Genomic DNA, 14,897 nt, shown 5'->3' on the forward strand with positions numbered 1-14,897 from the left:
GTCGTCGGCGGCGGGGCGCGCGGCCGCCCCTGCCCGCGACACCGCGCGCCCCGCCGCCGACGACCTGTCGCCCGAAGGGCTCACCCGCTCGGTCATCCACGACGAGGCGCGCTTCCTCTTCCAGAGCCTGCTGACGGGCGACGTGCGGTCCGCGTCCGCCGAGCTGACGTACCCGTTCCAGTTGGAGGACAAGCGCTTCAACACGCCGGAGGAACTGGTGCAGACGTGGGTCAAGCAGCTGCGCGCCCGCCGCACCGACCTCATCACGCTCTACGACATCGAGGTGCTGCCCCTGGCGGAGATGGAGAAGAAGTACGGCAAGCCGCCCGCGCGCCTGGGGTTGGATCCGCGCGCGCTCAAGGACACGTGGGCCGCCGTGGGCAACCTCTCCGGCCACGCGGCCATCTTCCTCTTCCGTGGCGGCTCCGACCTGAACTGGCACGCCTTCGCCTATACGGACTGACGTAAAAGGGGCACCGGGCCTGCCGCGCCCGGTGCCCCCGTTGAAACGCTGGCGTTACCGACTCAGTGCGCGGTCGCGGACTCCAGGCTGACGAAGCCCTCGCCCGCCTTCAGCGTGAAGGACACGAAGGCGGTCTCGCCCGCCGTCACCGTCACCTCCTGCGTGACGGAGGTGTAGCCGGCCTTGGAGGCCACCGCGCTGTAGGTGCCGGGCGGCACCTGGAGCATCACGAAGATGCCGTCGGAGTCCGACTGCGCGCTGAACGACGTGCCCGTCAGCGTGACGGTGACGCCCTCGCCCGAAGCCGCGCCTTCCAGCGTGACGCTGCCCCCGATGGAGCCCTTGGGGCGCCCCAGCGTGAACGTCACCGTCTCCGGCTCTCCCATCACGATGACGAGCTTCTCCTCGGTCGCGTAGCCCTCCTTCGAGGCCACGAGGAAGAAGGCCCCGGACGGCACCCCTTCCAGGACGAAGGCGCCCTGGGCGTTCGTGGTGGTGGTGAACATCGTGTCCTTGAGGGAGACCGTGACACCCTCGTGGGAGGTCGCGCCTTCCAGCGTGAGGGTGCCGGAGATCCGGCTCGTGGCCGCGCCAGGCTCCATCACGATGGCAAGGCTGGTGGTCAGCTTCTCCTCCACCTCCACCGAGTCCTGCTGCGACTGATAGCCCGTCTTCGAGATCGCGAGCGTGTAGGTGCCGGCGTTCAGTCCCTCGAACGCGAACGTCCCCTGCGCGTTCGTCGTGGCGCGGACGTCGGTTTCGTAGAGGTGGAGTTCGACGCCCGCGGGGGACGCGCCGTCCGCCATCTGGACCGTTCCGGTGATCCGTCCCTTGCGGTTCTCGGGGGCAGGGTCCGGCTCCTTCTCCGCGTCCGGGTCGCACGCCGGAAGGATCGCCAATGCCATCGCCACCACGAGCGCGCTCAGCGCTCCTCTTCGATTCGTCTGCATGTGAGTGTTCTTCCCTGTTGAATGCGCACCGGGCCTGCGCACGGATGCCGCCGCCTGCGAGTGCAACCTGTCTCGCGAGCGCGGCGGGCGAGCCCCATGACGCGAGGCTCCACGGGAAATTCACACTCCCACGCGACTTTTCAGCTCAGCGCGGCAACGAATTCGCGCAGGCGCTTCAGGCCCTTCTGGAGCACCTCGCGCGAGGTGACGAAGCTCATCCGGATGTAGCCGGGCGCGCCGAACGGATCCCCCGGCACCGCGGCCACGAGGAAGTCGTTGAGCAGGGCCTCGGAGAGCTGGAGGCTGGTGGTGAGCGTCGTGCCCTTGTACGTGCGGCCCAGCAGGCCCCGCACGTCCGCCATCGCGTAGAAGGCGCCCTCGGGCATCCGGCAGCGGATGCCTTCAATGGCGTTGAGCCCGTTGACGAACAGGTCTCGGCGCTCGCGGTACTCGTTCACCATCGCGGTGATGGTGTCGGACGGGCCGTTGAGCGCCGCCAGCGCCGCCTTCTGCGTGATGGAGGACGCGTTGGACGTGGACTGGTCCTGCACCATCTGCATGGCGGCGATGAGCGCCTTGGGCCCCGCCGCGTAGCCCAGCCGCCAGCCCGTCATCGCGTAGGACTTGGACAGGCCGTTGGACACCACGAGCCGGGGCACCAGGTCCGGCGCCACGTTTCCCAGGTTGAGGAACTCCCCCGTGTAGAGGAGCTTCTCGTACATGTCGTCGGTGAGGATCAGACAGTCATGGCCGCGCACCGCGTCCGCGATGCCCTCCAGCGTGGCGCGCGAATACACCGCGCCCGTGGGGTTGGCCGGGCTGTTGAGCACGATGGCGCGCGTGCGCGGGGTGAGCGCGCGGCGGATGGACTCGGGGTCCGGCGCGTAGCCGTCCTCCTCGCGAGTCTGCACCAGCACCGGCGTGCCGCCCGCCAGGTGCACCATGTCCGGATAGCTCACCCAGTACGGCGCGAAGATGATGACCTCGTCGCCTTCATCCAGCAGGGCCTGGAAGCAGTTGTAGAGCGACTGCTTGCCACCGGCCGTCACCACCACCTGATCCGGCGCGTACTTCAGGCCGTTGTCCTTCTCCAGCTTGCGGCAGATGGCCTCGCGCAGCTCCGGCATGCCCGCGGTGGCGGTGTACTTGGTGAAGCCCGTGCGGATGGCATCGACGGCCGCCTGCTTCACGAACTCCGGCGTGTCGTAGTCCGGCTCACCGGCGGCGAGCACGACGACGTCCTCGCCCTTGGCGGCGAGCGCCTTGGCCCGCGCGTTGAGGGCCAGGGTGGCGGAGGGCTTGATGGCTTGCAGCCGGCGGGCGAGTTTCATGTCGCCAATCCCTAGCGCGGAACTCCCGCGACGGACAAGGCCCTTGCGGCGCGCTGCGTCGCCCGGCTGCCACCACGCTCCCGACCGGAGTCGGACTCAGCCCTTGGTGCCGAACTTCTTCTTCAGGCCCGCGTACACGTTCGGGGGAACGAGCCCTTCCACGTTCCCCCCGAAGGAGGCGACCTCCCGGACGAGCTGCGAGGAGATGTAGAAGTAGTCCTCGCCCGTCATCATGAAGACGGTGTCGATGTCCGGGGCCAGCTTGCGGTTCATGTTGGCGAGCTGGAATTCGTATTCGAAGTCCGACACCGCCCGGAGCCCGCGGATGACGACGCCCACCTGACGCTGGTGCACGTAGTCCACGAGCAGCCCGTGGAAGGCGTCCACCTCCACGCGGCTGTCCTGGACCGCGTCGCGGATGAGCTCGATGCGCTCCTCCTGGCTGAAGAGGGGGGTCTTCTTCGGATTCACCGCGATGGCGACGATGAGCCGATCAAACATCTTCAGGCTGCGCTGGATGAGGCTCAGGTGCCCGTTGGTGAGCGGATCAAACGAACCAGGATAGATGGCAACCGGCATGGGTGCCCTGAAGTCTCGGCGGCCCCACGGGGCCGGTCAAGCACACGTCACGGGGCCCGGTAGAAGCTCACCAGGGTGTCCCCGAATTTCCGCTGGTCCTCCCGGGTGAAGCCCGCATGGGCCTCCGGGGCCTCCTCGCGCTTGTCGTGCTCCACCACCACCGTGCCGCCAGGGGATACCACCGCCGACGCGGCCAGGGCCTCCAGGACCGTGGGGACGACGCGCGCCGCATAGGGTGGATCCGCGAAGACGAGCTCGAAGCGCTCGCCCTTCTTGCCCAGCGTCTCCAACGCCCGCGCCACCGGCTGCGCCAGGATGGCCACCTGGGAGGCGAAGCCCAGGGCGTCGGTGTTCAGGCGGCACAGCCCCTGCGCCTCGCGGTCCTGGTCCACCAGCACCACCCGCCCGGCCCCGCGCGACAGGGCCTCCAGCCCCAGCGCCCCGGTGCCGGCGTACAGGTCCAGCACCGCCTGTCCGTCCAGGAACTGGCCCAGCATGTTGAAGAGGGTTTCGCGAACGCGGTCCGCCGTGGGGCGGATGTGTCCGGACGACGGCTTGGGACCCTGCAGGGCCCGGCCCTTCGCGCTGCCTGCCACGATGCGCATGGGCGCCTTCTAGCCCAGGTCGCCGCCCGGCTTCGCGAGGAATGCCATCGCGTGGGTCGCCGAGCGCCGCGCCCCCAGCGCCGCCAGCACCTCCGTGGCCTCCGCGAAGGCCAGCGCCTCCAGCGTCTCCCGGGCCTCGGGCGTCAGGGGCGGCAGGCCCTCCTCCAGCATCGACAGCAGCTCCCCGGCCGGCATGCCCGCCGCCTGGGCCCGGGCCACCACCTGCGCCCGCGCCTCCGGAGGCCACGCGCGCAGGGCCAGCGGACCGAACGGGCCCCCGCAGTCCACCTTGCGCACGCCCGCGGCGACGTAGCTGGACAGCCCCCGGGGCGCCCCGGCCGTCAGGTCGCCCACCGTCACCGCCACGCCCCGGGCATGGGCCAGCTCCACCACCTGCCGCAGGAGCCCCACGTCCAGGTCGCCTTCGCCCAGCTGCGCCTCCGACACGCGCAGGAAGCGCAGCGGCACCTTCCACTGCGACAGCCCCTCCAGCAGCGTGCCGCACGCGTCCAGGAGCCCCGCTCCCGCCGGGGCCTGGGGCGCGGACAGCTCCAGCGACAGCTCTCGCTCCACCAGCGGCCCCACCAGCGCGTTCACCGCCTCCACCGCTTCGTAGGTGGTGAGGCGGGAGAGCTCCAGCGACACCAGCGCGAAGCCCGCGTCCACCACGCGGAAGAGGCCCTCCTGCATCGCGTCCAGGACGTCCGCGTCGGTGGACGTCACGCGCACGGGGCCGGCCTGGAGGAACAGGGGCCGGGTGTGCTCGGCGTCCAGGGCGGCCGCTCTCACCGCCGCCACGAAGCGCTCCGGGGCGCCCCGGTCCGCCAGCGGGTGCGGACAGCCAAGCCCCAGCACCGCGTCCTCCATCCGCGCCGCGCGCAGCAGGCCCGGCAGGGCTCCCTTGGCCAGCACCGGGATGCACGGCAGCGCGACCGGCGAGGACTCCAGCGCCCGCAGCAGCTCACGTGGATCCAACACGGGCACCCGGGAGCCCGGGCCCATCCGCGCCACCACGTTGCCCGGCCGCAGCGACAACACCTTGTCCAGCACGCTCATAGGAGCCGGGCAGGATCTCCGCCCTGCCCCTCTTTCGCAAGGAGCTCAGTGCACCTCGCCCAGGTGGGCGTAGGCCTGGCTCTCAATCTGGATGGTGGTGTGGTCGATGCCGAACCGGTCGAACAGGTCGTGCTTCACCGCCGACAGGATGTCGTCGTTGTTGCAGACCATCGGGTCCGCCACCACCAGGTGCGCCGACAGCGCGTACATCCCGCTGGAGATGGTCCACACGTGCAGGTCGTGCACCGCCTGCACCCCCTGCACCTTGCCCATCAGGTCGCGCACCTGCTCCAGGTCCACGTGCGCGGGCACCGCCTCCAGCAGCACGTCCACCGCGTCCTTCACCAGCCGGAGCGCACCCACGACGATGATGATGGAGATGAGCACGGAGATGATGGGGTCCACGACGTACCAGCCCGTCCACCACATGAGGCCCGCGCCCACCAGCACGCCCACCGACGACAGCGTGTCGCCCAGCACGTGCAGGAACGCGCCGCGCACGTTCATGGAGTGCGTCTGGTGCAGGAAGCCCAGCGCCGCCAGGTTCGCCACCAGGCCCACGCCCGCCACGATGGCCATGGTCCCCAGCTCCACCGGCGCAGGCGTGCGCAGCCGCTGCCACGCCTCCATCAGGATGAAGATGGTGATGACCAGCAGCAGCACCCCGTTGACGAGCGCGCTCAGGATCTCCATCCGGTAGTAGCCGTAGGTCTTCTTCAGGTCCGCGGGCCGACCGGCGAACCACAGCGCCAGCAGGCTCAGCACCATCGCGGAGACGTCCGTCAGCATGTGCCCGGCGTCGGAGAGCAGCGCGAGCGAGTTCGTCAGGAAGCCGCCCACGGCCTCCGCCACCATGATGGTCGCCGTCAGCCCCAGCGCGGCCAACAGCCGCCGGCGGTCCTTGCGCCGCTCCTCCGCCAGCCCCCCCTTCCGGGGCCCGTGCGAATGGCCGTGACCATGCCCATGCCCGTGGTGGGAATGGTCGTGGTCGTGCGAGTGGTCATGCCCGGCCCTGCCGTGTGTATGTGGGGGTGCGCTCACAGGGGTCCAGGGTACGCGATCAGCGCCATCTGCGGACAGGTGCCGCTGGATTGATTTCAGACAACCCCGTAGATCCCCTGTCCGAATCTGCAACAGGGGGAGGCCCGCGGGGATGGACTTCGAGAAGCATCAGAATCTGCACACCATTGTCATGTTGAGGGATGTCATCCGCAAGTGGTGGCAGGTGGAGCTTTCCTTCGCGGATCGTAACGGCGTGGTGCACGACTGGCAGCGCGGAGATTTCATCCCGCCGCCGAACGACTTCTGCCGCCACTCGCTCGGTTCGAGGGAGGGGATGCGGCGGTGCGCCCAGTCCGTGCGGGTGCTCCACGAGAAGTTCAAGGCGGCCAAGAAGCTGCGCCGCTCGCTGTCACACGACTGCCACCTGCGCCTGTCCATCGTGGGCGCGCCGCTCTACATCCGCAACGAGTACGAGGGCTTCCTCTTCGTGGAGGGCTTCGCCCGGCAGCCGCTCACGCCCGGCGACGGCCAGGTGCTGATGGACAAGATGCGCGACATCGCCCCGGGCGCGCAGGCGGACCTGGAGGGCGCGTGGGAGCGCGTGCCGGTGCTGGACGGCTCGGAGCTGAGCAAGCTGTCGGACCTGCTGGAGTTCGCGGTGACGGAGATTGAGAACCAGGAGGTGGAGCTCACTCGCAAGGAGGAGACCATCCAGTCCATGGCCTCCGAGCTGTCCAACCGCTACCGCTTCGAGAAGATCATCGGCCGCTCCGGGGCGATGAACGAAGTGTTCCGCCTGATGGAGAAGGTGGCCAACTCCGACTCCACCGTCCTCATCAACGGCGAGTCCGGCACGGGCAAGGAGCTGGTGGCGCGCGCCATCCACCACAACGGCCCGCGCAAGGACAAGCCGTTCGTCGTGCAGAACTGCTCCGCCTTCAACGACAACCTGCTGGAGAGCGCCCTCTTCGGCCACACGCGAGGCGCCTTCACCGGCGCGCTCAAGGACAAGAAGGGCCTCTTCGAGGTCGCCGACACGGGCACCTTCTTCCTGGACGAGGTGGGCGACATGTCCCCCGCCCTCCAGGTGAAGCTGTTGCGCGTGCTCCAGGAGGGCACCTTCCTGCCCGTGGGCGGCACGCAGTCGCGCGAGGTCGACGTGCGCGTCATCGCCGCCACGCACAAGGACCTGGGCGAAATGGTGAAGCGGGGTGAGTTCCGCGAGGACCTCTACTACCGCATCAACGTCATCCGCCTCCAACTGCCGCCCCTGCGCGAGCGCAAGGACGACCTGCCCGTCCTCATCGACCACTTCCTGCGCAAGCACCACCGCGAGGGCCAGCGCGCCCGCGGCCTGGCCCCGGAGGCCCTGGGCATCCTGGGCGCGTACGCGTGGCCGGGGAACATCCGGGAGCTGGAGAATGAAATCGAGCGACTCTTGGTGCTGGGCGGCGAGCTGGAGGTCATCCCCGCGGAGCTGCTCTCCAGCCGCATCCGCGACACCGTCGTCCCCGGCGGCGGGCACTTCATCGCCCCGCGCGCGCACGGCAAGCTGCACGAAGCGGTGGAGTCGCTGGAGAAGGAGATGATCCACCAGGGGCTCGTGCGCACGCGCAACAACAAGAGCCGGCTGTCGCGCGAGCTGGGCATCAGCCGCTCCAACCTCATCCTGAAGATCACCCGCTACGGGCTGGATCGGCTCCTGCCCGAGGGACTCGCCGACGGCGTGGACGAGGAGGCCGAAGCGTGAGCCCCGCCCAACACGCGACCACCTTCCGCCAGGACACGCTGCGGGTGCCCGACGGCGCGGACCTCTACTTCCAGGTCCGGGGCGAAGGCGCCCCGGGCATGGTGCTGTGCGACGGCCTGGGCTGCGACGGCTTCGCGTGGAAGTACCTGCTGCCCTACCTGGCCCGGCGCCACCGGGTGCTCCGCTGGCACTACCGGGGCCACGGCAGGAGCAGCGTGCCGGGGGACCGCACCCGCATCGGCATGGCGTACACCTGCGACGACCTGGCGCGGGTGATGGACGCCGCGGGCCTGGAGAAGGCCGTCCTCTTCGGCCACTCCATGGGCGTGCAGGTGGCGCTGGAGTTCCACCGCCGCTACGCCCGGCGCGTACAGGGGCTGGTGCTGGTGTGCGGCAGCTACGGCATGCCGCTGGACACCTTCCACGACTCCACCCTGCTCAAGCGCATCTTCCCCACCCTGCGCCGCGCGGTGGAGCGCTTCCCCCTGCACACCGCGCGCATCGTGCACGGCGCGCTCACCACGGAGCTGGTGGTGCAGCTGGCCATCCGGCTGGAGATGAACCCGGAGCTCATCGCCCGCAACGACCTGGCCCCCTACTTCTCCCACCTGGCCCGGATGGACCCCGTCGTCTTCGTGCGCACCCTGGATTCGCTGGCGAACCACACCGCGTGGGACCACCTGGAACACGTGGACGTGCCCACCCTGGTCATCGCCGGGGAGAAGGACCGGTTCACCCCCGGCTGGCTCTCCCGGAAGATGGCCGAGCGCATCCCCGGCTCCGAACTGATGACCATCTCCGAGGGCACCCACACCGCGCCGTTGGAGGTCCCAGGGCTGGTGGAACTGCGCGTGGAACGCTTCCTGCGCGAACAGTTGGGCGTGGAATCCGGGGAATCCGGGCCAAAGGTGGGATAAGCGTCCGGTAGGGGGTGGGTCCGGCTGTCTGGCCGCTGGACGTCCACCTTGATTGCAGGCGGGAAGCCCCCGGCATATAAGCCCCCGCCTTCCGGGTTCCGGTGGGATTGAGAAACCCCGTTCTGGGCGTCTCTCCTCGCACCTCTTTCTGTCAGTCGGTCCGCATGATCTCTCGCGAAAACATCCGCAACGTCGCCATTGTCGCCCACGTCGACCACGGGAAGACCACCCTGGTTGACCACCTGCTCCGGCAGGCCGGTACCTTCCGCTCCAACGAGCACATGACCGATCGAGTGATGGACTCGAACGATCTCGAGCGGGAGAAGGGCATCACCATTCTCGCGAAGAACACTGCCGTCTCCTACAAGGGGATGCAGATCAACATCATCGACACCCCGGGCCACGCCGACTTCGGTGGCGAGGTGGAGCGCGGTCTGCGCCTGGTCGATGGCGTCATCCTGCTGGTGGACGCGGCCGAAGGGCCCTTGCCCCAGACGCGCTTCGTGCTCACCAAGGCGCTCGCCATGGGCCTGAAGACGGTGCTGGTCATCAACAAGATCGACCGTCAGGACGCCCGGGCCAAGGAAGTGCTGGACCTCGTCTACTCGCTCTACATCGACCTGGGCGCGGACGATAAGCAGTTGGAGATGCCGGTCCTCTACACGGTGGCCCGCCAGGGTCAGGCCTCCACGTCGCTGGACGTGCCGGGCAAGACGCTGGAGCCCCTGTACGACGCGATCATCAAGCACATCCCGCCCCCGCCCGCGCCGCCGGTGGACCAGACCACCCTGCAGCTGCTGGTGGCGAACCTGGACTACGACGACTACGTCGGCCGTCTGGCCGTCGGTCGCGTGCAGGCCGGTCGCATCACGGCCAACATGCCCGTCACCGTCGTCCGCGAGGGCGGCAAGCTGCAGCCGGGCAAGATCGTGAAGCTGTACGGCTTCTCCGGCCTGAAGCGCGTCGAAATCCTCGACGCCGGCCCCGGTGAAATCGTGTCCATCGCGGGCATCGAGGACATCTCCATCGGCGACACCATCGCGGACTCGGAGAAGCCGGTGGCCCTGCCGCGCATCACCGTGGACGAGCCCACGATGATGATGATCTTCAAGGTCAACGACGGGCCGCTCGCGGGCAAGGAAGGCAAGTTCGTCACCTCCCGCAACCTGCGCGAGCGCCTGTACCGCGAGGCGTACCGCAACGTGGCCGTGCGCGTGGAAGACACCGCGACGCCGGACGCGTTCCGCGTGGTGGGCCGTGGCGAACTCGCCCTGGCCGTCATCATCGAGAACATGCGCCGCGAAGGCTACGAGCTGACGGCCTCCAACCCGGAGCCCATCACCAAGACCGTGGACGGCGTGCTGCACGAGCCCATGGAACTGGTCTTCTGCGACGTGCCGGAGACCAGCGTGGGCGTGGTGACGGAGCGCCTGGGGCCCCGCAAGGGCCGCATGACGGACATGCAGCAGCTGGGCTCGGCCCGCACCCGGCTCCAGTTCCGCATCCCCGCGCGCGGCCTCATCGGCTTCCGCTCGGAGTTCCTCACCATCACGCGCGGTGAGGGCATCATGAGCAGCCAGTTCGACGGCTTCGAGCCGTGGTTCGGCTACATCCCGAAGCGCGCCAACGGCGCCATCGTCTCCGACCGCCTGGGCGACACGGTGCCCTACGCCCTGTTCAGCATCCAGGAGCGTGGCCAGCTGTTCGTGAGCGAAGGCGTCACGGTGTACGAGGGGATGATCATCGGCGAGCACTCCCACCCGTCCGAGCTGAACGTCAACTGCTGCCGCGAGAAGAAGCTCACCAACATCCGCGCCGCCGGCCGCGACGAGAACGTCATCCTCGTCCCGCCGCGCGAGATGGGGCTGGAGAAGGCCCTGGAGTGGATCGCCGACGACGAGCTCGTCGAGGTGACGCCCAAGTCCGTGCGCATGCGCAAGAAGGCGCTGGCCAACGGCGACCGCTACCGCGCCGAGCGTGAGCGCAAGCGCGAAGAGCGCAACGACGCGTAAGCAGCGCTCGTCGCTCCCGAAGTCCTGAAGGGGCCGTCACCCACCCGGGTGGCGGCCTCTTCTTCGTTCAGGGCTGCTCCTGCTTGAACGATGCCCAGGACACCACCACGTCGTTGCCCCGCGCGTCCCGGCCGTGGAGGACGTCCAGCACCTGCTTGATGTCGGGGGTCGCCTCGTCCGGCCCCACCACCACCGCCGCCCGGAAGCCGCCGCGCTCCAGCGTCTCCTGCACCGTCAGGGCGCGCTCCCAGGGCATCCGGGTCGCCCGCCGCTGGTCGTCCCAACCCACGAGGATGCGTTCGACCTCCGCCCAGGTGACGGCCTCCGCGCCGTCCGGGATGAGCACGGAGACCTCGCTGCGCCAGCCTCCGGTCTCCACCAGCGGCTGCCAGCGAGACACCTTCAGCGCCACGCGGGGCGGCGCTTCCGGAAGCGCCAGCGGACGCACGCCCACGAAGGTGGTGATGGAGCGTGGCGCGCCGGACTCCATCTGCGCCCGCACCCGCACCGTGAAGCGCCGGGGGACGGCGCCGTCCGCGGACTCCACCGCGTAGGTGTGTTCGAGGATGGGCCCTTCCGTCTCCTCCGTGGTGCCATCCCCCAGGTCCCAGGTGTACGCGCGGACAGGCCCGGCTTCCTCCAGGCCCTGGACCTCGAAGGTGAAGGTGGCCGGGCCGTCCTGTCGCGACCCGAGCCGCAGCGGGGACTCCGCTTCGGCCTCGCAGTCCCGGACCTCCAGCAGCACCGTGCGCTCCGCCACCACGCCGACGCGGCGGCCTCCCAGGTCGCGGCAGAGCTGGAAGCGCACCGGGTAGCGTCCCGGCACCGCGGGCGCGCGCCAGTCCAACCCCGAACCCGGCTGGAGCCCGGCGCGGCCCTCCGGCGTGGGCCACACCCAGCGCTCCACCAGGTCGGGCTCGCGCGGGCCTCCCACCTTCGCGACGACGCTGACGGCGCCGCCCGCGCAGGCCCACGGGCGGTCCGTGTCCAACTGTTCGATGAAGGCCGTGGAGGCCAGGGGCTCCCAGATTTCGCCCAGCGCGCTGGCGAGCCGGGCGTCCTCCGGCGTGCCCCCTTCGCCGACCGGGGGCGGACGGGCCGCGAGGGCGGGGGTTTCCAGCCCGGACACGGCGCGCTCCGGTGGAACAAGGGCATCAGGGCGGACGGGTGACTCCGGTCCGGCGTTGTCCGTCCGGGTGGCCTCCAGCCCCGCGAGCAGCAGGCTCCCGGCGAGCACGCCGCCGGCCGCGAGCACCATGCGGGTCCTACGGCGGAGGCCCGACGACTTCGAAGAGAGAGGGGAACGCATGGCGCGCTAGAAGCCGAAGCGGATCAACCGGGCGCGGTAGGGCGTGGCGTTGGGCCGATACCACCGGTTGTCCCAGCCCTTGAACTCCACGTCGTCCAGCAGCCGCTCCGTCTGTCCCCGGAAGGTGACGGCGTTGATCAACGGCGCGCCCGTGGAGCCCACGTTGCGCGACACGAGCCGGTTGTCCGGATCCAACAGCTCCGACGTGCCCTGCGAACAGCCATCCACGTAGCAGCCGCCCCGGTCGCACGTGGACAGGGAGTTGTAGGTGCCGTGCTTGTCCTGGGCGGCGTAGATGCGCGGCGCGCCCCGCGACTCCGCCACGTAGTCGAGCTGCGCCCAGCCGTACCAGGCGGAGGACTCGCACACCGTCTCCAGGTGCGCGGAGAGGAAGGCCCAGTCCAGCAGCCAGCGGCCGTCGGAGTAGTGCACCTCCAGCACCTGGAACTCGGTGTCGCCGTCGTGCGCGTCCACGACGCCACCCAGGACGCCGTGGTCCTCGTAGAAGGCGGCCAGGTAGAAGATGCGCAGCGTGCGCAGCGCGAAGGACTGCGACTTCACCGCGAAGTACGGCCGGCGCCCCGCGCCCCGCTCGTCGCGCGCGAGCCACAGCGTCGGCATGAACGCGGACGCCACCTGGTATTCGCAGTCGTCGCTCAGCCCGTCGCCATCCGCGTCCGTCCCGGTGCCCCAACACGAGTCCCCGAAGGGGATGGAGGTGATGCCCTCCGCGAAGGCCGGCACCGACAGCAACGACACCACCAGCACCAGCGCGGCAGCGCGGGAACGGACGACGGAGGCCATGGGGCACACCCGGGAGGGTCAAGCGAGGGGACCAGCCCACGGTGCGCACTCTTGGCGATGGACTGAATCCGGCCCCGGGTCCCGGCCGGTGTCCGGCTTCAATCGAAGTGGTGGTCCAGCACCATGTCGTGCACGTCCTCACCGTGCTTCGCGACGAAGCCGCCCTGGCCCCGCAGGCCGCGCAGCTCCCCGGTGCCCGAGCCCGCCACCACCTCCCAGTCCGACGTCGCCGTGTCGGCCGCGTAGACGCCGGAGTGCTTCAGCACGAAGGAGCCCTTCTTCCCCAGCAGCGTGCCCGTCACGCGCTCCAGGCCCATGAAGTGGCACGTCTGGTCAGCCCGGTAGTCCAGCAGGTACGCCAGCGCACCCTCCCCTTCGAAGTCGCCCTGGAAGCCCCGGGTGCACATCACCTGCGACAGCTTCAGTCCCCCCTCCTGCTCGCCGAAGGCGGTCTCCTTCCAGTTCGCCATCGAGAAACGGATCTTCGCGGGGGTGCCCATGTGGGGGTCTCCAGGTGCGCTCCCGGCACGACGTGCGCCAGGAAGAACGGACCCGATACCATCCACCTCCCAGGTGTGATTGTAGAAACGCGACAGCCCGAACCCCGGGAGGCATGGACCATGGTGGCATCGAGCGCGGGCCCTGCCCGTGGCCTGCTGTACCCCCGGCCGGACGCGCGGCACTTCGCGCACGCGCGCGTCCTGCCCGCGGAGGACCTGCGCCCCTGGGTCGAACACTTCTGGGCCGTGCGCTGGGACCTGCGCGAACAGCCGCCCTTCCTCCAGCAGAACCTCCCCCACCCATCCGTGCACTGGACCTTCCAGGACGGCACCTCGCGCATCGGCGGCGTGCACTCCGGACGCTTCTCCCTCCTCCTGGAGGGACTGGGCGGCGTGTTCGGCATCAAGTTCCGGCCGGGCGGCTTCTTCCCCTTCGTGAAGACGCCGGTGTCCACGCTCACGGAGCGCACCGTGGCCCCGGCCCCTTTGCTGGGCCCGGAGGCGCTCACGTTGGAGGCGGCCATCCTCGCCACCGACGTCACCCGAGACGCGGACGCGGAGCGCATCCACCTGGCGGAGGCGTTCCTGCGCGCGCGGCTGCCGTCGGCGGATCCGAACGTGGCGCTGGTGCAGGGGCTCGTCACGCGCATCCTGGAGGACCGCGCGGTGACGAAGGTGGAGGACCTGCTGACGCCCGGAGGCCCGGGCCTGCGCACCGTGCAGCGGCTGTTCAGCCGCTACGTGGGCGTGAGCCCCAAGTGGGTCATCCAGCGCTACCGGCTGCACGAGGCCGCCGAGCGCCTGAAGGAGGTCCCCCCACCGGAGCTGACGACGCTGGCGCTGGCGCTGGGGTACTTCGATCAGGCGCACTTCATCCGCGACTTCCGGCGCGTCGTGGGCTGTCCGCCCGCCGAGTACGCCCGGCGCGCGCCCGGCCCCGTCCCCCCGGCCCGGCGCAGCCCGTAGTCGCGGGCGTCAGAACGTGTACTTCACCCGGGGGAACACCGCGAAGGTCATGATGTTGGGCCCGATGATGTAGCGCCCGAGCAGGTCCGCGCCCACCGAGAAGTGGTCGAAGGACGTGGCGTACTCCACGCCCACGCCCAGGCCCGCGTTGAAGGCGTTGACGGAGCGGCCCGGGTCACCCTCGTCCGGATCCACCGGCGTCGGATCCAACCGCGTGTAGCCCGCCGCCACCTTGGGCGTCAGGTAGAAGCGGTTGGCCAGCCTCACGTGGTAGGCGGCCGTGAGGTCACCAAAGGCCACGGTGAAGTTGTCCGACAGGGCGCACACGTTGGACTGCGGCAGGTAGCCCGCGAAGCAGTTCTGCGCGGAGGACCCCAGCGCGAAGTGCGCCCCCAGCGACAGCCGCTCCGTCAGGTCGTAGCCGATGCCCAGCTGCAGGTACGACTGCGCGTTGGAGTAGTTGTTCTCACCGCCCACGGTGAAGAACACCCCGACGTCGGTCTCGGTGAAGAAACCCCGGCGCGGCTCGAACGGCACGCCTTCCGGTGGGGTGGCCCCCAGGGCCGGCGTCGCCAGCGCGAGCGCGGCGAACAGCAGCGACTTCCTCACGACTCCTCCCGTCACGGTGGTCCTCTCGCGCCACTCACACTCTT

14 protein-coding genes and 1 pseudogene are annotated in these 14,897 nt (G+C 69.8%); 5 read left to right on the plus strand and 10 right to left on the minus strand.

Features of this window, described 5'->3' with window-relative positions; all coding sequences use genetic code 11:
* Positions 1-463 (plus strand): annotated as a pseudogene (locus D7X74_RS16565) (hypothetical protein); the annotation flags it as partial.
* 62 nt (positions 464-525) lie between these two features.
* Here the strand turns inward: D7X74_RS16565 and D7X74_RS16570 are convergent.
* The 6 genes from D7X74_RS16570 to D7X74_RS16595 form a co-directional block, all read right to left on the minus strand.
* On the minus strand, positions 526-1,413 hold the full coding sequence (locus D7X74_RS16570) for a collagen binding domain-containing protein (protein ID WP_120533942.1): 888 nt from the start codon (positions 1,411-1,413) through the stop codon (positions 526-528).
* A 140-nt stretch (positions 1,414-1,553) separates the two neighbouring features.
* Positions 1,554-2,744, minus strand: coding sequence for a pyridoxal phosphate-dependent aminotransferase (locus D7X74_RS16575; protein WP_120533943.1), 1,191 nt, complete (start codon positions 2,742-2,744; stop codon positions 1,554-1,556).
* 96 nt (positions 2,745-2,840) lie between these two features.
* Positions 2,841-3,323: a pantetheine-phosphate adenylyltransferase gene (gene coaD / locus D7X74_RS16580; protein WP_120533944.1), complete on the minus strand. Its 483-nt coding sequence runs from the start codon at positions 3,321-3,323 to the stop codon at positions 2,841-2,843.
* A 47-nt stretch (positions 3,324-3,370) separates the two neighbouring features.
* Positions 3,371-3,928 carry a 16S rRNA (guanine(966)-N(2))-methyltransferase RsmD gene (rsmD, locus tag D7X74_RS16585; RefSeq protein WP_120533945.1) on the minus strand — a complete coding sequence of 186 codons (558 nt, stop codon included), beginning with the start codon at positions 3,926-3,928 and terminating at the stop codon, positions 3,371-3,373.
* Positions 3,929-3,937: 9 nt separating this feature from the next.
* A complete protein-coding gene (locus D7X74_RS16590) occupies positions 3,938-4,984 on the minus strand; it encodes a hypothetical protein (protein ID WP_120533946.1) in 1,047 nt (348 codons plus the stop codon).
* A 45-nt stretch (positions 4,985-5,029) separates the two neighbouring features.
* On the minus strand, positions 5,030-6,025 hold the full coding sequence (locus tag D7X74_RS16595; RefSeq protein WP_120533947.1) for a cation diffusion facilitator family transporter: 996 nt from the start codon (positions 6,023-6,025) through the stop codon (positions 5,030-5,032).
* A 112-nt stretch (positions 6,026-6,137) separates the two neighbouring features.
* On the opposite strand from D7X74_RS16595, the gene D7X74_RS16600 reads away from it, so the two are divergent.
* The 3 genes from D7X74_RS16600 (at position 6,138) to typA (ending at position 10,665) form a co-directional block, all read left to right on the plus strand.
* On the plus strand, positions 6,138-7,736 hold the full coding sequence (locus tag D7X74_RS16600; RefSeq protein ID WP_120533948.1) for a sigma 54-interacting transcriptional regulator: 1,599 nt from the start codon (positions 6,138-6,140) through the stop codon (positions 7,734-7,736).
* Positions 7,733-8,653 carry an alpha/beta fold hydrolase gene (locus tag D7X74_RS16605; protein ID WP_120533949.1) on the plus strand — a complete coding sequence of 307 codons (921 nt, stop codon included), beginning with the start codon at positions 7,733-7,735 and terminating at the stop codon, positions 8,651-8,653. Before D7X74_RS16600 ends, D7X74_RS16605 begins: the two co-directional genes overlap by 4 nt.
* A gap of 164 nt (positions 8,654-8,817) precedes the next feature.
* The gene (gene typA, locus D7X74_RS16610) at positions 8,818-10,665 is read left to right on the plus strand and encodes a translational GTPase TypA (RefSeq protein WP_120533950.1); all 1,848 of its coding nucleotides are present in this window, start codon (positions 8,818-8,820) and stop codon (positions 10,663-10,665) included.
* A gap of 67 nt (positions 10,666-10,732) precedes the next feature.
* On the opposite strand, the gene D7X74_RS16615 is transcribed toward typA, so the two are convergent.
* The 3 genes from D7X74_RS16615 to D7X74_RS16625 all read right to left on the minus strand — a co-directional run bounded on the left by D7X74_RS16615 (position 10,733) and on the right by D7X74_RS16625 (position 13,278).
* Positions 10,733-11,923: a PKD domain-containing protein gene (locus tag D7X74_RS16615; RefSeq protein ID WP_158622239.1), complete on the minus strand. Its 1,191-nt coding sequence runs from the start codon at positions 11,921-11,923 to the stop codon at positions 10,733-10,735.
* Positions 11,924-11,980: 57 nt separating this feature from the next.
* On the minus strand, positions 11,981-12,778 hold the full coding sequence (locus D7X74_RS16620; RefSeq protein ID WP_120533952.1) for a hypothetical protein: 798 nt from the start codon (positions 12,776-12,778) through the stop codon (positions 11,981-11,983).
* 98 nt (positions 12,779-12,876) lie between these two features.
* On the minus strand, positions 12,877-13,278 hold the full coding sequence (locus D7X74_RS16625; protein WP_120533953.1) for a DUF3224 domain-containing protein: 402 nt from the start codon (positions 13,276-13,278) through the stop codon (positions 12,877-12,879).
* A gap of 120 nt (positions 13,279-13,398) precedes the next feature.
* Between D7X74_RS16625 and D7X74_RS16630 the strand changes: the two genes are divergently transcribed.
* On the plus strand, positions 13,399-14,244 hold the full coding sequence (locus D7X74_RS16630) for a helix-turn-helix domain-containing protein (RefSeq protein WP_120533954.1): 846 nt from the start codon (positions 13,399-13,401) through the stop codon (positions 14,242-14,244).
* 9 nt (positions 14,245-14,253) lie between these two features.
* Here the strand turns inward: D7X74_RS16630 and cglE are convergent, their stop codons facing one another.
* Positions 14,254-14,853: an adventurous gliding motility protein CglE gene (cglE, locus tag D7X74_RS16635; protein WP_120533955.1), complete on the minus strand. Its 600-nt coding sequence runs from the start codon at positions 14,851-14,853 to the stop codon at positions 14,254-14,256.
* Between the last annotated feature and the right edge of the window lie 44 nt (positions 14,854-14,897).

Source organism: Corallococcus sp. CA047B, from assembly GCF_003612065.1.
Taxonomy (GTDB): Bacteria; Myxococcota; Myxococcia; order Myxococcales; family Myxococcaceae; genus Corallococcus; species Corallococcus praedator.